Raw genomic sequence first — 19,441 nt, 5'->3', positions numbered from 1 at the left:
TTGCATTTTTTTAAAATTTTGCAAGGAGAGATAATGAAAAATTTAATGTTGATTTTTGCATTTTGTATGGCTGTTTTTGCGGCAGATGCGACGACTACGATTACAAACGAGGGTGTAAGCCTGCCAAGAATTGTCGTTCAAAATGCATCAAATCTTTCAAACGCTGAGTTTAACAACAAATTTTTTAAACTCATGGTAGGGGATTTAAAGGTTGGCGCTACTTTCGATGTTAGCGACGAGTATTTGGTGAGCGATTATAATGGGGACGCTAATTCAAATTTAGGCGAGCTAGGGGCTGCGCTTATCGTAAGATACGCAGTTAGCGACAAAACATCGCCTATGAATTTAAAGGCCAAAGTCATCGAGGCTGGGACTGGCAGAGTAATGTATGAGAAAAGCTTTTCTCTCTCAAACGCTGAGAAATACCCATTTTTGGCTCATATGGCAGTTTCTGAAATCGTAAAAGAGCTAGGATATTCTGATGTGGATTGGATGAAAGAGATGATTTTGCTCTCTCGATATACTTCGACAAAAGAGAGTGAGATTATGGTGGCTGATTATACGCTGACATACCAAAAGGTAGTTTTGCGTGGCGGATTAAACATCTTCCCTAAATGGGCGAGTGCAGCGCAAAATGAATTTTACTATACTTACTATGTGAATCAAAATACCCCTGCGATTTATAAATACAACCTTTCAAACGGCTCAAAAAGTAAAATTTTCACAGGTAAAGGTATGACAATCGTAGGCGATGTAAGCTCTGATGGTCGCAAACTTCTAATCACAAACGCACCAAAAGACCAACCAGATATTTATTTATATGATGTAGGCTCAGGTTCTGCTAGACAGATTACTGATTATCCAGGAATCGATGTAAATGGAAATTTCATCGACGGCGATTCAAGGGTGGCTTTCGTAAGCGATAGACTTGGATATCCAAATATTTTTGCCACTAGCATAAATGGCGGAAATGTAACACAAATGGTATATCACGGTAAAAATAACAACTCAATTAGCACAAATGGAAACTATATAGTCTATTCTAGTCGCGATGGATCTGGTAGCTTTAATATCTATATGATCTCAACTCAAACAGATATGATTCGCCAGCTAACATCTGGTGGCAAAAATATGTTCCCTAGATTTTCTAGCGACGGCGGCAGTGTTATGTATATCAAACAAGCAGGCGGTGGAAGTTCAGTAGGAATTATCCGTGTAAATGAGAATAAAAGTTTTCAATTTCCATTAAAAATCGGTCAAATTCAATCGGTTGATTGGTAATTTTAAATATTTTTATGCTATAATCTTGTAATTTTTTTTGAAAGGATAAGTATGAAACATTTAGTTTTAACTTCAGTTGCAGTTGCTGCTCTACTTTTGAGCGGTTGTTCTAAAAAGAATCCAGAGGTAGATTCAAATTTAAGCGATGCTGACAGATTGGCTGCATTAGCTGCTCAAATTCAAAGCGAAGTTGGCAATGTATATTTTGATTTCGATAGATTTAATATCCGCGCTGATCAACAAGGTACAATCAACAACAACGCAGCTTTATTCAACCAAGCTGGCGCAGAGGCTTTAACTGTTAAAGTTGAAGGTAACTGCGATGAGTGGGGCACAGATGAATACAACTACGCTCTTGGTCTAAAAAGAGCAAAAGCTGCAAAAGATGCATTGGTTGCACAAGGCGTAAATGGCGACAGACTATCAGTTGTTAGCTATGGCGAGAGCAACACAGTATGCAAAAATGGCACAAAAGAGTGCGACGCTCAAAACAGACGCGACGAATTCAAAGTAGGTTTCTAATTTGAGTTTCAAATCAAATTTAGCTGTGGCGCTTCTTGGCGTTACAGCTTTTTTACATGCAGAGGTTTCGGCATTTGATGCTGGCAATATCGGTTCAGATAGTTCTTATGGTCTGACAGAAAACGAGCAATTCCTACGCGACAATCGTAAAAAAGTAAATGATATGCAAAACAACCTAAATAGTGTTAATGAAAACATGGAGGGTTTGCGCACTGTCGTAGAAGGAGCTAATGAAAAAGTTTCAAATTTAGAAAGCAGAGTGGCTGATTTAGAGATTCGCACGACTGGTCGCAGTAACGGCAGTAGCGAGCTAGATCAGATGAAAAAAGATATCGCATGGCTAAAATCTCAAATTTCTGAAATTAATGCAAAACTTGGAAATTCAAGCGTAAAAAAAAACGCTGAAATAAGCAAAAATACTGGCGCTCAAAGTGCCAAGGGCGCTAGTGCAACTACCACAAATAAATCAAATTTTAGCGCCAAAGACAATGCCTTGGTCGCAAAAGAGGCAGAGGAATTATTTAAGAAAAAAGACTATACAGGCGCCAAAGAGCGCTACGCTTACCTTGCTAGCAAAAATTATCAACCAGCAAGATCAAATTATATGTTAGGCGAAGTGGCGTATTTTTCGGGCTCTTACGGGGACGCGATTAATTACTACAAAAAGAGCATTTCGCACAATCAAAAACAAGACTACACACCAAGACTTTTATATCACACAGCAATTAGCTTCGATAAAATCGGGGATAGCGCAAGCGGAACGAAATTTTACAACGCTCTAAAATCATCTTACCCTGATTCAAAAGAGGCCAAAGCTGCACCAACACGCTAAAATCAAAATTTGATAAATTTTAATTTAAGGAGAATTTTATGGCGCAAAACAGAGTTATAAAAATGTATTATGAGCTAAAAGACGCAAATTCAGGCGAAATTTTAGAGTCAAATTTCAACGCAAATCCGATTGCCTTCATCACTGGCAAAGAGCAAATTATCCAAAAACTAGAAGATGAAGTTCTAAGCCTAGGCGAGGGCGAGAGCAAAATCGTTAGAATTTCACCAAGTGACGGCGTTGGCGAATACAACGAAAACGCTATCCAAATTTTGCCAAAAGAGGAATTCGCAGGTATTGATTTGGTCGTAGGCATGGAGCTTTTCGGTCAGGCAGAAGACGGCGCGACAACTCGCGTAATCGTCAAAGCAATCGGCGAAGAAGATGTTACAATCGACTTTAACCACCCATTTGCAGGCAAAGAGTTGGAATTTAATGTCAAAGTCGTCGAAAACCGCGAGCCGAGCGAAGACGAGCTAATGACAGGCGTGCCAGAGGGCGAGCATACTTGCGGTTGTGGCGGACACGGACATCATCATGGCGAAGACCATGAGTGCTGCGGCGGACACGGACACCACCACCACGGAGATCACGAGTGTTGTGGCGGGCATGGACACCACCACCATGGCGATCATGAGTGTTGTGGCGGACACGGTCATCACCACGAGGACTAAGATATGAAATACGCATTTATTTTCCCGGGTCAAGGCTCACAAAGCGTGGGTATGGGCAGAGAAATTTACGAAAATTTTGCCAGCGCAAAAGAGCTTTTGGACACTGCTAGCGCGCATACTAAAATCGATTTTGCAAATTTGCTTTTTGAGGCAAATGACAAACTTGATATTTCTGAATTTACCCAACCAGCAATCGCGCTAAATTCGATGATGTGTGTTTTGGCGCTAAATGAGCAGATTAAAATTTCGCCTGAGTTTTTGCTAGGACACTCGCTTGGCGAGTTTAGCGCACTTGGCGCTGCTGGTGCGATTGAGGCAAAGGAAATTTTAAGGCTTGTAAATATCCGCGGGAAATTAATGCAAAATGCTTGCGAGGGCAAAAATGCCGGTATGATGGTGGTTTTGGCCCTTAGCGATGAGGTAGTTTGCGCTATTTGCGACGAGGCTAGGGCGCAGGGCAAGCAGGTTTGGGCTGCGAATTTCAACTGCGACGGACAAATCGTCGTGGCTGGCAACCGCGATGATTTGGCGAGTTTGGAAGCTAAATTTAAAGAAGCTGGCGCAAAGCGCGCAATGCTACTTAATATGAGCGTAGCTAGCCACTGCCCAATGCTTCAAAGCGCAAGCGACGAGCTTGCGAGCCATTTAGAACCTGCGTTAAATGAGAGTTTCGCCCCAGTCGTAGCCAATGCAACAGCTAAAATTTACAGCACAAAAAGTGAAGCCCTAGGGCTTTTAAAAGCGCAACTAATTAGCCCAGTGCTATACAAACACAGCGTGAAAAACTACGAAAATAGCGTGGATTGCTTCGTCGAATTTGGCGCAAGCGTGCTAAAAGGGATAAACAAAAAAATCACCGACAAACCGACTTTTAGCATTTCAAATTTAAGCTCGCTAGAAGAATTTGTAAAATTCGCAAAGGAAAACGCTTGAAAATCGCAATTTTAGGCGCAATGCCAGAGGAAATAGAGCCACTTTTGGCGAATTTAGACGCCAAAAAGATTGATTATGCAAACAACGAATTCTACCTTGCAAAATTTGGCGCGCACGAGCTTATCATCGCTTACTCAAAAATCGGCAAGGTAAATTCTACCCTTACTGCCACGCTGATGATAGAAAAATTTGGCGCGGGGAAGCTTATTTTCACGGGCGTTGCAGGCGCGCTTAAAGAGGGTTTGAAAATCGGCGAAATTTTATACGCTACCCGCCTAGTCCAGCATGATTTGGATATCACGGCCTTTGGTCATCCGCATGGATTTGTGCCAGGAAGCCCGATTTTTGTGGATACTGACGCGAATCTTAACGAAATCGCACAGCGCGCGGCAATGGAATTGGGGCTAAATTTAAAATCAGGCATTATCGCAAGTGGCGATCAATTCGTATGCGACGAGGCGCGCAAAGCTTGGATTGGGGCCGAATTCGACGCGAGCGCGGTCGAAATGGAGGGCGCTAGCGTGGCGCAGGTTTGCTATGCGCTAGGTGTGAGCTTTTGCGTGTTAAGAGCCATTAGCGACGAGGCTGGAAACAAGGCCGAGTTTGATTTCGACGAATTCGTCGTAAAAAGCGCAAAAATAAGCGCAAATTTAGCCCTAAAAATGGTCGAACTTCTTTGATAAATATCTCCAAAAAACTTTTGCGCGTGGTCGGTCAAACCAACGCAAAATACAAAATGTTCGAAGAGGGCGATAAAATTTTGCTCGGACTTAGTGGTGGCAAAGATAGCATGTCTTTGGCACACATTTTGAAGCATTTCCAAAGTGTAAGCCCGCTAAAATGGGAGTTCGAGGCCGTCACGATAAGCTATGGTATAGGCGAGAATTTGGGCGAAATTTCAGCGCATTTTAAGAAACACGAAATCCCATATCGTATCATTGAAACCAAAATTTTCGAATTTGGCAAGGAAAAAATCCGCGCAAACACCACATTTTGCAGTTTTTGCTCGCGCATGCGCAGAGGCTATCTCTACACATACGCACTCGAAAACGGCTTTAACAAAATCGCCATAGCGCACCATTTAGACGACGCTGCGGAGAGTTTTTTTATGAATTTCACCTACAATGGCGCACTTCGCACCCTAGCTCCTAAATACACCGCCCAAAACGGCTTAGTAATAATCCGCCCACTAATCCTAGCCAGAGAGCGTCAGCTAAGCGCCTGCGCAGCGCAAAATGAGCTTCCAGTGATGAACGAAGAAGATAGCTGTCCAGCTAAACAATACGGAGGCAAGGAACCAATCGCCAGAGCCCAAACCAAGGAGCTTTTAGCTCAGTATGAAAAGGCTCACCCGAAATTTTTTATCAGCTTAGAAAGTGCGTTTAACAATATCCATGACGATACATTTTTCACACCGAAATTTTAAGATAATGTATAAAATATTTTTTCAGATAGGATAACTTATAAATTTAAGCTAAATTTCATATAATAGCAAAATTTAATTCTCGCGAAAAAGGTTAGCAAATGGACAAAGAGGCCTACATTTACACGAAATTCAAAAGCAAACTAAACGGCGATGATTGCGCTATCGTGGGCGATTTGGCGTATTGCAAGGACCTTTTTGTCGAGGGCGTGCATTTTAGGCGCGAGTGGCTTAGCATGCACGAAATCGGTGCGAAAGCCATGCTGGTAAATATCTCGGACATGATCGCCAAAAACGCTAAGCCAAAATATGCTCTAATCGGGCTTTCGCTGCCTGGGGACATTACCACCGCCCAGATTGACGAGCTGTGCGCTGGGCTAAACGAAACCGCGCAGAAATGGGGCATTGAGATTATCGGCGGGGATACGATTAGCGACGATAAAATTTCCATTAGTATCACGATGATAGGCAAGTGCAAAAAGCCGATTTTCAGAAATGGCGCGAAGTGCGGGCATTTGATTGCGCACACGGGCAAGCTCGGCTATGTGGGAATTGATTTGCAAATTTTGCTAGGTGGGGGCAAAAGAAGCGAAATTTCGCCACATTCTCGCATGCTCCGCCCAGAACTCAGGGCGAAATTTTTCTACAAAGCCGCCAAATATATAAGCGCCTCTATGGATATCAGCGACGGGCTTGGGCAGGATTTGGAGCGCCTTTTGCGTGCGAGTGGCGTGGGTATGAGCTGGCTTGTTAGCCCCAAAGAATATGTGCTAAACTCGGGCGAAGAGTATGAGATTTTATTTGCGTTCGAGCCAAAATTTCTTAGCAAAATTTACGAAATCGCCTCCAAAACCAAAACCCCAATTAGCGTCATTGGCAAGGCAGAGGAACGAAATTTAGACAATACTTGTGAATTTAGGGGCGCAAGGCACCATTTTAGCGAGTAAATTTGTAAATTTTGAAATTTCGCTGTCGCAATACTGCGCCGAAATTTTAGTTATAGAGTGGATATTTTGTCTAGCAAAATTTTGACAACCTTATGGTGAGCAAGGATACCCACCCTACGATACTGCAAAGTTGTCGTTTGCTAAATTTAGCTCAGGGTTTGTTGATGTTCCCATTTTTTATCCTTTTATTGAAATGTTTTTTATTAAATTTTGTTTTTTAAATTTATTAGACTTTTCAGCCACCTTTTGCTTCTCTTGCCATGATAAATTCATTTTCTATATCGTAATTTATATTTCCACATTTATCTATTTTTACATTGGGATAGCTTTTATTGCTTTTGACTAATTTTGATTTTTCCAGTTCATACCTTTCCTTTTCTTTATTGTAAAATATATCTCGTATATAATCGTTATATTTGTTAAAACCATAATCAAATGAAAATTTATATCCACCAATGAGATTATTCTGCTCGAAAATTATGGCATTATCCAACATAATATAGCCACTCCAAAGCCCGTATGTAATAAATAAAATAGGCTTGTCAAATCCTGCTGTTATGTTTCCAAAATTATTGAAATTTATTTTTATGTAATTCATTGGATTAATTTTTTTGATTTTTAGTTTTTCAAACAATAATTTATTTGCACTATCAATTCTCAAATTTGCACCATAATTTCCATTTTTTACTGGTATGTATAAATCCATATAGCTATTTTTAATTTTATCTAACCAATTATTTAAATTTATTTCACTATCTAATTCATAATATCCAATTTCCATTTCGCTTTTCCACCTAGAACCATAATTGTCGGCTCTCCACTCGTCTATTTTTTTATTTATCTCCAACTCTTTCTCTAAATATTCCCCAACGGCTCTCTCATAAAGTTCCTTTTTATCTAAAATCCTATTTTCTGCTAAACAATAACCCTGATTATATTTGTCATAATCCCATAAATGCACTATTTCAAAGCCATATTTTTTAGAATAATTCGGAATTGTTCGTATAAAAATAGCAGATAAAATTATTATTACCACAAAAACAATCCAAGCAAATTTCTTAAATTTGGTATCAAATAACTTTCTAAATATAAGTTTTGTTTGTAAGTTAAATTTATACGACAACTTAAAACACGCATAGAAAAAATTATAAAATATATTTTTCACTTCCAATCCTTTTCATAAAATTTCCTTGCAAATTCGAATTCGGTCAGTATCGTTTATACACGATACGAAAGTTTTTAAATTTACAATTTTGTTTCAATCTTGTCATTGCGAGACGGCGAAGCCATCGTGGCAATCCAGCAACAGCGAAAGCTGTTTTAAAATCAAACATTGTTTCAATTCACTGGATTGCTTCGAAATGCTTCGCATTTCTCGCAATGACACCTAGCTGCAAATTCAAATCGCGCAAAGCTCGCGAAGACTTTCGAATTTAGATGCCACAAGCAAAATTTGCAAAATCAAAAGCCGAAATTTAAATTTTAAATTTCGCGCTTAGTATTTTGGGGTTGCGCTAGCGAAATTTAGCTATTACTCAAAATTTTGCCCTCTATTCGCTTCAAAATCGCCACGATAATAAAGCTAATAATACAAAGCAAAATCCAGCTAGAAATCTTGCCAAAGCCAACTATTTGCCAGCTCTTGGCTTGGTTTGGATAAACCCACGCGCCAAAAAATGTAGCGATATTTTCGGCAACCCAGATAAAAAATCCGATTAGGCAAAACGCAAGCAAAAGCGGCATTTGATATTCTCTTTGGCGTGGGCGAAAATAGACTTTCGCGCGAAAATACAGCGCGCAAACAGCGATTAATAGGACATAGCGAAAATCATAACCTATGAAATGGTGCGTGAAAAAATTCGCATAAATTAGCGCGCAAAGGGCGAAACTAGCGTATGAGCGGGGCATGTGAGCGAGGCGTAAATGCAAAATTCGCCATGCCTGAATCATATAGCTTCCCACAGCCGCATACATAAATCCGCTATAAAGTGGCACGCCATAAATTTTAAAAATTCCCGCCTCTGGGTAGCTCCACGAGCCGATAGCTGGGTGGGTTTTAAAAATCTCTAAGGCTAGCCCAATGGCGTGAAAAAGGCAAATCGCGCAAAGTTCGCGAAGACTTTCGAATTTAAACGCCACAAGCAAAATTTGCAAAACCAAAGCCGAAATTAGCAAAAAATCATAGCGCGCGATGAAGCCCAAATTTAGGTGTTTTGAGGCGAAAAGTAGCACAAAAAATGAGCCAGCAAAAATGCAAGCTCGGATTTGTTTTAGCCCAAAAGCCCAAAATTCGGCGATGAAAAATTTCATTTTTCGCCTATTAGATTTCGCACGACATAGCTGGCGATAAAAAGCCCAAAACTAGCCGTTACACCCATAAAACTGCCAAGCTTTTCGCAGCGCGGAAGCTCGGAGCTAAAAACGCAAGGAAAATCGCCAGAAAATCCCGCTTTTTTGAGTTCGTAGCGAAATTTGCGCGCAAATGGGTCGGTGTGGGTTTTCCACACGGAGGCGATTTCGATTTTGGCGGGATCTAGGCGTTTGGCGGCGCCAAGAGAGCTTATGAATCTTACATTTTTTTCGTGCGCGAGCATGGCAAGCGCGATTTTGGCGCCCACATCGTCGATCGCGTCGATGATAAAGTCAAATTCGCCTATGTCAAAATTTGCCAAAAATTCGCTATCTATTTTGGCGCAGATTGCGCGCACGCCTTCAAATTTACGCGCGAAAACTTCTGCTTTTTTCTGCCCTAAATTTTCGCTTGCAAACTGTCTATTTTGATTGGTGATGTCAAATTCATCGCAGTCAATCACACTCAAATTTACCACGCCACTGCGATACAGCGCCTCGATAACTGCGCCTCCTACGCCGCCACAGCCACACACAAGCACGCGCGCATTTTGCAAAATTTCAAATTTCTCGCCAAAAATCCAGCGCGCTCTGGTGAAGCGATCATTTATTTCATAATCCACTCTTCAAGCCCCTTTAATTGCTCATTTGCGGTCAAATTTAACTGCACTGGCGAGAGCGTAGCATAGCCCTTCATCAAAAGGTCTATGTCGCTACCTGCGTTTTTTTCGCTGTCAAACTCAAAAACCGCATTTCCTAGCCAGTAATACTCCTCTCCGCGCGGATTGCGATTTAGCATGGCGTCGTGTCCGTAAAATTTCTCGCCAAGCCTCGCGCATTTTAACCCCAAAAACTGCGACTCGCTCACAGCCGGGACATTTAAATTTAAAAATTGTTTTGGCGGAAGCGGAAAACCTTGCGAAAAGATTTTTTTAACCAAATTTCGCGCTAATTTGCAAGCTAAGCTAAATCCGTATTTATCCAGCGAATCTGCGCTGTAATACTGGCTGATCGCGATAGATGGAATTCCTTGCAAAACCCCCTCCATAGCCCCTCCGCAAGTGCCTGAGTATGTGATATCCTCGGCTATATTTGCGCCGTGGTTTATGCCAGAAATCACGAGATCAGGTTTGCGCGAATACAGGGCTTGGAGTGCGAGATATACGCAATCGCTAGGCGTAGCATCGTCGAGTTTGTAAAAATCATCGCCGATTGCGATGAAGCGAAGCGGTCGAGTGAGCGTGAGAGAGTGCGAGCAGGCGGACTTTTGCGAGCTTGGGGCTACGATAGTGATATGCGCGATATCCCTTAGCGCGCTTGCAAGTTCTAAAAGCCCCCTAGCTTCGAAGCCGTCGTCGTTGGTGATTAAAATTTCGTGCATTAAAGCCCCTTGCTTAGGCAAAAGCTCTCATCGACATCACTAGATGAGAGTGGCGAAGCTGGGTCATCGTAAAAAAATCTATGGCTAAATTTCACGCCATATCGGAGCAAAATGCGCTTGCTAGGCGAGTTGCAAGCTTGATTTGCTAGGACGATTTGGAAGGATTTGAGATAATTTTCCTTATTTTTTGGGCTCATTTCGCCCCATTTTGAGGATAGTTCGAAGTGATAAACAGCACTTGCTCCCTCGCTCGTAACATCTACTAGCCTTGCGCCGTTAAAATCAGCCTGCGCGCTAGGGTGAGCGCGAAAACTATCGCTGATTTGCCTTGCGATACCCTCTGGGGCGTTGTTTGCGGTCATTGTCTTTGCCACTTTTATGGCACTATCTGGTTCGTCGATTTGCATTTTTTGGTAGCTCGGAGTGGAAGCGCACCCTGCTACAAACAGCGCACAAATGGCGCAAATTAGGGATTTTTGCATAATTTTTCCTTGTGATTAAAATTTAAAAATGTTTAATTTTAGCACATTTTGATATAATTGCCAAAAATTAAAAAAGGCAAGAGTTTGAATTATTTGATTTCGTGTTTGGAGCCGTCTGCAAATCTGCATTTTAGCGAGGTTTTGCGTGAAATTTTAGCCCTCGATAAAAACGCTAAAATTTATGGCATTTTTGGCGAGGAATTTAGCGCGCACGGCGAGCCGTTGTATAAATCAAGCGAATTTTCGGCAATGGGATTTGTGGAGATTATTCCGCTGATTTTCAAGGCAAAAAGGGCGTTAAAGCAAATGTGCGAGCTAGCAAAAAACTGCGATGTGGTGCTATTAATCGATAGCCCAGCCTTTAACCTGCCCCTTGCAAAGGCTCTGAAAAAATCGGGCGCGAGTGCGAGGATAGTGTATTATATCCTGCCCCAAATTTGGGCGTGGAAGCGCGGTAGAGTCAAAGCTTTGCAAGAAAATTGCGATTTTTTGTGTGGAATTTGGCAGTTTGAGAGGCAGTTTTATTCTAAAATTTTGGATCTAAATTTTGAAAATTTGCCAAATTTAAGCGACAAAAGCGGGTTTTGCTTCGTAGGACACCCGCTTTTAGATGAAATCAAAGAGCGCAAAAGCTCGTATGAAAAAAACGGCCTAATCGCCTTTATGCCGGGCTCTCGCAGGGCTGAGATTTCGCGACTTATGCCAGTTTATAGGGAGTTAGCTAAAAAGCTAAAAAGCGAAAATGCAAATTTAAAATTTAGCCTAGTTGTGCCACCATTTTTGGCGGATAAGGTGGAGCAAATTTACGGCGATACGCGCGGTTTTAGCATAGAAACAGATGCTATAAAAACCCTAGCAAAAAGCGAATTTGCCTTTATCTGCTCTGGGACTGCGACCCTGCAAGCAGCGCTTATTGGCACACCTTTTGTGCTTTGCTACAAAGCCAAAGCCCTAGATGTCGCGATCGCGCGCAGGTTTGTGAAGCTAAAACATGTCGGCCTTGCAAACATAATCTTTGATTTTTGCGAAAAAGACGAGCTTCACAAAGAATTAATCCAAGAAGAAGCAAATGTGGCTAATCTCTACGACGCATACGCCCTGCGCGATGATGAGCGATTTGCGCGCGCTTGCGTGGAACTTAGAGAGTATTTGGCTATGCCAAGTGCGAAAAATGTGGCGCGAATTTTAACGACAAACGCGAAATTTAAAGTATAATTAGAAAAATTTGAAAAAGGATTGCTATGAGTATCACAGAACCCATGACCTCTTACGGATACGAAAAAATCACTGCCGAGCTTAAAGAGCTCCAAAATGTCAAACTCCCGCACATCATCAAACAAATCGATATCGCGCGCGATCACGGCGATTTGAAGGAAAATGCCGAGTATCACGCCGCGCGCGAGGAACAGGCGTTTTTGCTCTCTCGCATTGCCGAGCTAAACGACATACTCTCGCGCTCTCGCATAATAGATCCTGCAAGCTACGAGCACGATAAGGTCAAATTCGGCTCTACCGTGACTTTCATGGATGTGGAAACCGAAATCGAGGAAACCTATGTCATCGTGGGGCTTATGGAGGCTGATATTTCAAAAAGACTGCTTAATATCAACACTCCGCTAGCGCGCCAGCTTTTGGGCAAGGCCGAGGGCGATGAAGTGGTGCTAAACCTGCCAAGTGGCACCAGAGATGTCGAGATTATCAGCGTTAGCTACAAACCGATTAAATTTTAAGGCAAAAATATGAAAAGAGCTGGAATTATCGGTGTAGGGGGATATACTGGGCTTGAATTAGTTAAAATTTTATTAGCGCACAAAGGCTTTGAAATTTCGTATCTTGCCGCTACGAGTGAGGGCGAAATTTCTGAGATTTTCCCGCAGCTTGCTGGGATTTTGGATATGAGGGTGCAAATAGCAGATCCAAAAACTGCCGCGCAAAGTTGCGATGTGGTGTTTTTGGCGCTTCCGCACGAAAAGGCAATGGAGTTTGCGAGTGAAATTTTAAAATTTCCTAGCGTCAAAGTCGTGGATTTAAGCGCGGATTATCGCCTATCGCTTGAACTTTACGAGAAAAACTACACCAAACATTTAGACCCACTAAATTTAGCCCATGCTGTGTATGGTTTGGCTGAGCTAAACGCTGAAAAAATCGCCTCTGCAAGGCTTGTGGCAAATCCTGGCTGCTATCCGACATGCTCTATTTTAGCCACCGCGCCGTTTGTGAAATACATGGATAGTAAAATCGGCATTTTTATCGACGCTAAAAGTGGCGTCAGTGGCGCAGGCAAGGGGCTAAAAGCCACTAGCCATTTCGTGAGCGTCAATGAAAACATAAACGCATACTCACCACTCACTCACCGCCACGCAGACGAGATTTGGGAGCAACTTAGCCTAATAAACGGCGCGGAATTTAGCGTATCTTTTGTGCCAAATTTAGCCCCATTTACGCGCGGAATGCTTGCGAGCGTCTTTGGCGTGCTAAAAGAGAGTATTGACGCGGAGAAAATTTTGCGCGAATTTTATGCAAATTCGCCTTTCGTGCGTGTGCGTAGTGAGCCAGTGTCTGTGAAAAATGTCGCAGGAACGCATTTTTGCGATATTTTCGTTAAAACGCAGGGGGATAAAATTTGGATAAACTCGGCAATCGACAACCTGCTAAAAGGCGCGTCAAGTCAGGCTGTGGCAAATGCGAATTTGATGTTTGGCTACGATGTGGGCGAGGGTTTGCCACGCCTAGGAAATAGCATTTAAATCGTGGAAAATCTGCAAATAAAGCCCGGAGCTGTTTTTATCAGCGACGCGCACGATAACGCAAACAAGCGAAATTTCCTGAAATTTTTGCGAAATTTAGGGAGCGCGAAAACACTGCCGCCGCAAATTTTCATGCTTGGCGATATGTTTGATTTCCTCGCAAATACGACATTTGTGCGCGAATTTTATGCCGAATATATTGAAGCGATTAACGAAATTTCGCAAAAATGTGAAATTTATTATTTCGAGGGAAATCACGATTTTAATTTAGAGGCTATTTTCCCGCACGCACGGGTCTTCGCAAACTGCGCCCAGCCAGCAAATTTCAGCTTTAAAGGCGAAAAAATCCAAATCTCTCACGGCGATATTTTTTTGCCAGCTTTGACAAAATTTGCGCTTTTATCACTGCGAAATAGGGCATTTTTGAAATTTATGGATAAAATCGATTGCGCGCTAAATTTTAAAATTTCAAAAATGATTTTAAAAAGCCAAGAGAATAAAATTTTGTATAAAAAGGCTGAGAATTTCAAATCCTATATCGAGCCAAAAATCCACAACTACACCGCGCCTATCGTAATCGAGGGGCATTATCACCAAGATGAAATTTTAGAATTTGAAGGCGTAAAATATATAAATTTAAACTCATTTGCCGTGAGTGAGAAAATTTATGAGGTGCAAAATAGCCAAAATTTTGAGCTCTTTTCAAAAAACTTAAATTAAAACTTAGATATAATTGCTTTTTTTTATAAAGGAAATTTAATGATAAAACTTTGTGTGTTTGATTTCGATTCTACGCTTATGGACGGGGAGACGATAACGAATTTTGCAAAAAGCGTAGGAAAAGAAAAAGAGGTTAAAGAGATTACAAAGCGCGCAATGGCGGGCGAGATTGATTTTTTCGAGAGTTTGCAAGAGCGGGCTATGTTTTTAAAGGGTATGAAATTTTCGGATATGCAAAAAATCGCGCAAAATTTGCCCTTTGTGCCAGGCGCAAAAGAGCTGATAAGCTACCTTAAATCCAAGGGAATTACTGTTGTGGTGTTTAGTGGTGGATTTCATGTGGCGACTGATTGGGCGAAAGAAGTGCTAGGGTTTGATGCGAGTTTTGCCAATATCTTACACCGAAAAGATGGCGTTTTAACCGGTCATGTGGGTGGAGAGATGATGTTTGGCTACTCAAAAGGCGTGGTCTTGCAACAGCTCAAAGCGATTTTGCATTTAAGTGCAGATGAGGTTATGTGCGTGGGAGATGGGGCAAACGATGTGGCAATGTTTAGAGAAGCGGGGCTAAGAATCGCGTTTTGCGCTAATGAAATTTTGAAAAAAGAGGCAACTCATTGCGTGGATAAAAAAGATTTAAGGGAGATAATGCAGTATGTATAATGATGAGATCAAATTTAGCTTGTGGTGCGATTTTATCGAGCGCGATTTTATCGCAAAGGAATTTGGCGAATTTCTCGCAAAAGGCACATTTAACGGCGCGACCTCAAATCCCTCTATTTTCAAAAACGCCATTACCACCTCCCAAGCTTACGGCGCGCAAAAGGCGAAATTTGCGCACAAAAACACAAAAAAGCTTTATGAAATTTTAGCCATAACTGATATCAAAAACGCCGCAAACGCGCTTTTGGCAAACTACGCTAAGGGCGATGACGGCTTTATTAGTATCGAAGTAGATCCTGGTATCTCAGATGATGCAGAGGCTATGATAAAAGAGGGCAAAAGGCTTTACGCGCAAATTGCCATGCCAAATGTGATGATAAAAGTTCCGGCGACCAAGGCTGGATACGAGACGATGAGAGCTTTGACGAGGCGGGGCATAAATGTAAATGCGACCTTGATTTTCTCGCCAGAGCAAACCGCAAAATGCCTAGAAGCGATTAAAGAGGGCACAAGCGAGTTCGCGGCTAAATTTGAAGGCGCAAAACTTCCGCAATCTGTGATTAGCATTTTTGTTAGCCGTTTTGATAGAGCCCTTGATGAGGATATGAAAAAAGCTGGCTTAGAGCCTGCAAAAATCGGCATTATGAACGCTACGAAATGCTATAATATCATCGCCAAAGAAAATTTGCCGTTTGTTAGGGCGCTTTTTGCTAGCACGGGGGTAAAAGGTAGCGAAATCCCTGCGGATTATTATATAAAAGAGCTTTTGTATCCGCTTAGCGTAAATACTGCCCCGCTTGATACAATCAAGGCTTTCATAGGGGCAAAATGTGAGCCAAAAACTCCATTTAGCGATGAGGAAATTGATAAATTTTTCGCCGATGTCGCGCAAAAGGCTGGCATTGATATGGATAAAATTTACAAAAAGCTTTTAAAAGATGGCTTAGTGGCTTTCGAACAAGCATTTGATGAGATTATGACAACACTTGAAAAGGAGAAATAATGGCTGACGCAATTGATTATTCACAATATCAAGTCGATGTAAGCACGCTGGATTTTAAGCAACGCGATAGACTTGATAAATTTTTGAATTTTTTGGTTCAAAACGGCGGTAGCGACTTGCACCTAAAAGCAGGCTCTGTGGTGCGCGGTAGGATTAATGGTGAGCTTGTAAAATTTACAAAAGATCCTTATCTTAAAGAGGATATGATGACTTTGGCAAAAGAGCTTTTAAAAACTCGTTTCCCAGAGATGATTAAAAACAAAAGTGTGGATTTTACATACAAATTAAACGACGAATACCGCTTTCGTGTAAATATCTTTTTCCAAATTGACGGCGTAAGTGCGGTATTTAGAACAATTCCTGTAAAAATTCCTACAATTGATGAGCTTGGACTTCCAAAAAGTATCAAAGAGATCTGTGATACTGCTATGCGTGGCGTCGTGCTTCTAACTGGCCCGACAGGTAGCGGTAAAACAACCACAATCGCTTCTATGCTAAATCGCATAAATCACGCTAGAACGAGCCATATCGTTACGATTGAAGATCCAGTTGAGTTCGTTTTCAAAGATGATAAATGTATCATCAACCAGCGCGCTATCGGCGAGGACTGCAACACTTTCGCTGATTCACTTCGTGCGGCACTGCGCGAGGATCCTGATGTTATCTTCGTGGGCGAGATGCGTGACCTTGTGACGATTGAGACTGCATTGCATGCTGCCGAGACTGGTCACCTTGTCTTTTCTACCGTGCATACAATCGACGCCAAAGAGACAATCAACCGTATCGTTGCGATGTTTGAACAAGCAGAGCAAGAGCGTATCCGTATGACACTAGCTAGCGTTATCGAGGCTGTAATCTCACAACGCCTTGCACGCACAATTGATGGAAAACGCGTGGCGGTAGTTGAAATTTTGCGTAAAAATACCCGTATTAGAGATATGATTTTAGAAGGACGCGACTCCGAAATTCCAGACGCAATCGCCGATGGACGCAATACTTACGGTATGCAAACCTTCGATCAACACCTGCTTGATCTGTATGTCCAAGAGGTCATTAGCAGGGACGAAGCCCTTGATAAGGCCTCTAAACGCAACGACTTAGAGCTAAAAATGAAAAACGCAGACCTAGCGAAAAAACGCGGTATGATGCTCGCAAACGGCGAGGATATCCCAGATCAACTCGCAGAAGAAGTCGTTCAACTCCAAGATATTCGTCGTTAAAATTTATGCTAGCAAGAATTTCTTGCTAGCACCCTTTTATAAAGCTATATTAAAGTTAAATTTTAGTAAAATCAGCCCCTATTTTTTTTTTAAAGGAAAACTCATGTTAGAAGGTATCGTTAGAGATAGTATCGGTAAAAAGGCTTCTAAGTCTTTAAAACGAGATGGTTATCTAATCGCTAATATTTATGCGAAAGGATTAAAAAATATAAATGCTGCGTTTAAAACAAACGATTTTATCAAAGCAGTTCGCAGCAAAAATACTTTGCCTTTCGAGGTAAAAGTGGGCGATAGCACATACAAAGTAGTAGTGCAAGAATACCAAAAACACCCTGTAACAAACGCCCTAACTCATGTTGATTTACGCGTAGTAGATGATAATGTAGTTAGCAAATATCTTGTTCCAGTTTATACAACAGGTGTCGCAAAAGGTCTAAAAAACAAAGGTGTTTTAGTTCAATCAAAACGCCGCTTAGCTGTAAAATGCGCTGGTAAAGATCTACCAGATAGCTTTACACTAGATGTTACAGAGCTAGATTTGGGCGATTTTATCCTAGTTCGCGATATCCCTGTAAAAGATGGCGTAAGCATTATCATGGATGGCTCTGTTGCAGTTGTCGGAGTAACTTCGGCTAAATAGGTGAGCTATGATACTGCTCGTCGGACTTGGTAATCCAGGGGAGAAGTATTCTCACACTAGGCATAATGTAGGATTTATGCTAATCGACGCTCTGCTAAGCAATGGCGGTTTTAGCGATGTTAGCGGAGCGAAATTTCAGGGTGAGCTTTATAAAAAAGGCTCACTTCTACTTCTTAAACCTCAAACTTTTATGAATTTAAGCGGAAATTCAATCAAAGCGGTTTGCGATTTTTACAAACCTGATAGAGTTATCGTAATCCACGACGATATTGATTTGCCTTTGGGTGCGATTAAATTTAAGCTTGGCGGAAGCGCTGGCGGGCACAACGGGCTTAAATCAATCGACAATCTAATCGGAACTGAATATGAAAGAGTGCGTATCGGCGTGGGCAAAAAGCCAGAAGGCTGGGACGCTGCAAATTTTGTCTTGGCTAAATTTGGGGACGATGATACGGAAAAACTAAGCCAAATTTTAGAGTATGCCAAAAAGGCTGTAAATGAGCTAATTCGTAGCGATATAGATGAAATTTCGCAAAAATTCACGATAAAAAAGGTAGTGCAATGAAGCTGTATGCCAAATATGTAAGCCTTGTTTATCTTAAATATTTTTTTATTTTATTTGTAGCTTTGGACTTTTTTTATGTGGGAATCGATGTCTTAACCAATCTCAAAGACTTCCCGCAAAGCGCCAATACAGGGCTTTTATATGTGGCGCTAACAGCTGGCGTGGCGATTACTTATATTTTGCCATTAAGCCTGATTTTTGCGCTGATTATAATGATTTTTAACATGATTCGAAGTAGCGAGCTTATCAGCTTTTACGCCCTTGGCGTGAGCAAAAACGCCCTGATAATCCCGCCGTTTTTGATATCGCTTTTTATCACGCTAGGATATATTTATCTAAATACCACCCCTTTTGCCTATGCTTTGAAATTTCAAAAGAATTTGACGGATTTTACCCCGGTAGGGCCCGAGATGTTTCTCAAATATGAGGGCAAATATGTCTATATCAATGGCCTTCACCAAAACCACGCTGATGAGATGATAGCATTTGATATCAACGCTAGCGAGTTGCAAAGTAGAATTTGGGCTAAAAACGGCGAATACAGCGCGAAAGAGTGGAAATTTAGGGAGGGCGAAAAAACCCAAATTCCTACAAATTTAAGCCTTGGCGAGGCTGGGTTGAAAAGGGAAAGTATCCAAAACGAAGCCATGCTAAGGGGCTTTAACCCAAGCTCGATTGAAAGCGTGTATGATACGAGCAATGTATATTCGATTAAAGACGCGATTCGCTCTATCAAAACCTTCGCAAATCAAGGCGTCAATGTAAATTCAATCAAGGCAAATTTATACAATATGATATTTTTCCCGCTTTTTGCGCCAATTATGATTTTAATCCTTTATTATTATTTCCCGATTACTGGCAGGTTTTTTAACCTAGCTCTTATGAGTTTTGGGTTTTTTATCATTACGCTGTGTGCGTGGGGGCTGTTTTTCGTGTTGATTCGCTTCTCGCTTAATGGCGTGATACTCCCAGAATTAGGCATTATCGTGCCGATTTTGCTACTTTTAGTATTTGCGATTTGGCTGGTTTTTAAGCATCGTTAAGTCCGAATTTGATAAAATG

General features: G+C 41.6%; 23 protein-coding genes. 18 read left to right on the top strand and 5 right to left on the bottom strand.

Translation table 11 applies throughout. From position 1 onward, the window contains the following. The first annotated feature begins 33 nt into the window (after positions 1-33). From tolB to OFO12_RS01625, 8 genes are all read left to right on the top strand, one after another. Positions 34-1,281, top strand: a complete 1,248-nt coding sequence (gene tolB, locus OFO12_RS01660) for a Tol-Pal system protein TolB (RefSeq protein ID WP_270869242.1) — start codon at positions 34-36, stop codon at positions 1,279-1,281. A gap of 51 nt (positions 1,282-1,332) precedes the next feature. After that, complete coding sequence (locus tag OFO12_RS01655) at positions 1,333-1,803, top strand: OmpA family protein (RefSeq protein WP_270858365.1); 471 nt, start codon at positions 1,333-1,335, stop codon at positions 1,801-1,803. Between the two features lies 1 nt (position 1,804). Beyond that, positions 1,805-2,635 carry a hypothetical protein gene (locus OFO12_RS01650; protein WP_270869241.1) on the top strand — a complete coding sequence of 277 codons (831 nt, stop codon included), beginning with the start codon at positions 1,805-1,807 and terminating at the stop codon, positions 2,633-2,635. A gap of 38 nt (positions 2,636-2,673) precedes the next feature. After that, on the top strand, positions 2,674-3,306 hold the full coding sequence (locus tag OFO12_RS01645; protein WP_270858363.1) for an FKBP-type peptidyl-prolyl cis-trans isomerase: 633 nt from the start codon (positions 2,674-2,676) through the stop codon (positions 3,304-3,306). Positions 3,307-3,309: 3 nt separating this feature from the next. Further along, entirely contained in the window at positions 3,310-4,239 is a 930-nt protein-coding gene (gene fabD, locus OFO12_RS01640) for an ACP S-malonyltransferase (protein ID WP_270869240.1), read from the top strand. Next, positions 4,236-4,919, top strand: a complete 684-nt coding sequence (locus OFO12_RS01635) for a 5'-methylthioadenosine/adenosylhomocysteine nucleosidase (RefSeq protein WP_270869239.1) — start codon at positions 4,236-4,238, stop codon at positions 4,917-4,919. The genes fabD and OFO12_RS01635 overlap by 4 nt, the downstream gene beginning before the upstream one ends. Continuing rightward, positions 4,916-5,665, top strand: coding sequence for an ATP-binding protein (locus OFO12_RS01630; RefSeq protein ID WP_270865892.1), 750 nt, complete (start codon positions 4,916-4,918; stop codon positions 5,663-5,665). Before OFO12_RS01635 ends, OFO12_RS01630 begins: the two co-directional genes overlap by 4 nt. 98 nt (positions 5,666-5,763) lie before the next feature. After that, the gene (locus tag OFO12_RS01625; RefSeq protein WP_270869238.1) at positions 5,764-6,609 is read left to right on the top strand and encodes a thiamine-phosphate kinase; all 846 of its coding nucleotides are present in this window, start codon (positions 5,764-5,766) and stop codon (positions 6,607-6,609) included. A 235-nt stretch (positions 6,610-6,844) separates the two neighbouring features. Here the strand turns inward: OFO12_RS01625 and OFO12_RS01620 are convergent, their stop codons facing one another. The 5 genes from OFO12_RS01620 to OFO12_RS01600 all read right to left on the bottom strand — a co-directional run bounded on the left by OFO12_RS01620 (position 6,845) and on the right by OFO12_RS01600 (position 10,821). Beyond that, entirely contained in the window at positions 6,845-7,774 is a 930-nt protein-coding gene (locus OFO12_RS01620) for a hypothetical protein (RefSeq protein WP_270869237.1), read from the bottom strand. Positions 7,775-8,133: 359 nt separating this feature from the next. After that, a complete protein-coding gene (locus tag OFO12_RS01615) occupies positions 8,134-8,919 on the bottom strand; it encodes a DUF817 domain-containing protein (RefSeq protein ID WP_270869236.1) in 786 nt (261 codons plus the stop codon). After that, positions 8,916-9,569 (bottom strand): tRNA threonylcarbamoyladenosine dehydratase, encoded by a 654-nt coding sequence (locus OFO12_RS01610; protein ID WP_270869399.1) that lies wholly within the window; start codon positions 9,567-9,569, stop codon positions 8,916-8,918. Before OFO12_RS01610 ends, OFO12_RS01615 begins: the two co-directional genes overlap by 4 nt. Then, positions 9,566-10,339 carry a 5'/3'-nucleotidase SurE gene (surE, locus tag OFO12_RS01605; RefSeq protein ID WP_270869235.1) on the bottom strand — a complete coding sequence of 258 codons (774 nt, stop codon included), beginning with the start codon at positions 10,337-10,339 and terminating at the stop codon, positions 9,566-9,568. The genes OFO12_RS01610 and surE overlap by 4 nt, the downstream gene beginning before the upstream one ends. Then, on the bottom strand, positions 10,339-10,821 hold the full coding sequence (locus tag OFO12_RS01600) for a hypothetical protein (RefSeq protein WP_270869234.1): 483 nt from the start codon (positions 10,819-10,821) through the stop codon (positions 10,339-10,341). Before OFO12_RS01600 ends, surE begins: the two co-directional genes overlap by 1 nt. An 84-nt stretch (positions 10,822-10,905) precedes the next feature. On the opposite strand from OFO12_RS01600, the gene lpxB reads away from it, so the two are divergent. The 10 genes from lpxB (at position 10,906) to OFO12_RS01550 (ending at position 19,422) form a co-directional block, all read left to right on the top strand. Further along, entirely contained in the window at positions 10,906-12,036 is a 1,131-nt protein-coding gene (lpxB, locus tag OFO12_RS01595) for a lipid-A-disaccharide synthase (RefSeq protein ID WP_270869233.1), read from the top strand. A gap of 32 nt (positions 12,037-12,068) precedes the next feature. Next, positions 12,069-12,551, top strand: coding sequence for a transcription elongation factor GreA (gene greA, locus OFO12_RS01590; protein ID WP_270859711.1), 483 nt, complete (start codon positions 12,069-12,071; stop codon positions 12,549-12,551). A gap of 9 nt (positions 12,552-12,560) precedes the next feature. Then, the gene (gene argC, locus OFO12_RS01585) at positions 12,561-13,568 is read left to right on the top strand and encodes an N-acetyl-gamma-glutamyl-phosphate reductase (RefSeq protein ID WP_270869232.1); all 1,008 of its coding nucleotides are present in this window, start codon (positions 12,561-12,563) and stop codon (positions 13,566-13,568) included. Positions 13,569-13,571: 3 nt separating this feature from the next. After that, on the top strand, positions 13,572-14,288 hold the full coding sequence (locus OFO12_RS01580; RefSeq protein ID WP_270869231.1) for a UDP-2,3-diacylglucosamine diphosphatase: 717 nt from the start codon (positions 13,572-13,574) through the stop codon (positions 14,286-14,288). Positions 14,289-14,327: 39 nt separating this feature from the next. Beyond that, positions 14,328-14,951: a phosphoserine phosphatase SerB gene (serB, locus tag OFO12_RS01575; protein WP_270868836.1), complete on the top strand. Its 624-nt coding sequence runs from the start codon at positions 14,328-14,330 to the stop codon at positions 14,949-14,951. Further along, entirely contained in the window at positions 14,944-15,954 is a 1,011-nt protein-coding gene (locus tag OFO12_RS01570; protein WP_270869230.1) for a transaldolase, read from the top strand. Before serB ends, OFO12_RS01570 begins: the two co-directional genes overlap by 8 nt. Then, positions 15,954-17,174: a type IV pilus twitching motility protein PilT gene (locus tag OFO12_RS01565; protein WP_270869229.1), complete on the top strand. Its 1,221-nt coding sequence runs from the start codon at positions 15,954-15,956 to the stop codon at positions 17,172-17,174. Before OFO12_RS01570 ends, OFO12_RS01565 begins: the two co-directional genes overlap by 1 nt. Positions 17,175-17,277: 103 nt before the next feature. Continuing rightward, positions 17,278-17,814, top strand: a complete 537-nt coding sequence (locus OFO12_RS01560; RefSeq protein ID WP_270865240.1) for a 50S ribosomal protein L25/general stress protein Ctc — start codon at positions 17,278-17,280, stop codon at positions 17,812-17,814. A 7-nt stretch (positions 17,815-17,821) separates the two neighbouring features. Then, positions 17,822-18,379 carry an aminoacyl-tRNA hydrolase gene (gene pth / locus OFO12_RS01555; protein WP_270869228.1) on the top strand — a complete coding sequence of 186 codons (558 nt, stop codon included), beginning with the start codon at positions 17,822-17,824 and terminating at the stop codon, positions 18,377-18,379. Next, entirely contained in the window at positions 18,376-19,422 is a 1,047-nt protein-coding gene (locus OFO12_RS01550) for an LptF/LptG family permease (protein WP_270859695.1), read from the top strand. Before pth ends, OFO12_RS01550 begins: the two co-directional genes overlap by 4 nt. The last annotated feature ends 19 nt before the right edge of the window (positions 19,423-19,441 follow it).

This window comes from Campylobacter sp. JMF_04 NA10 (assembly GCF_027737655.1).
Taxonomy (GTDB): Bacteria; Campylobacterota; Campylobacteria; order Campylobacterales; family Campylobacteraceae; genus Campylobacter_B.
Note: the sequence above shows the minus strand (reverse complement) of the source record. Positions and strands in the feature narration are given on the sequence as shown.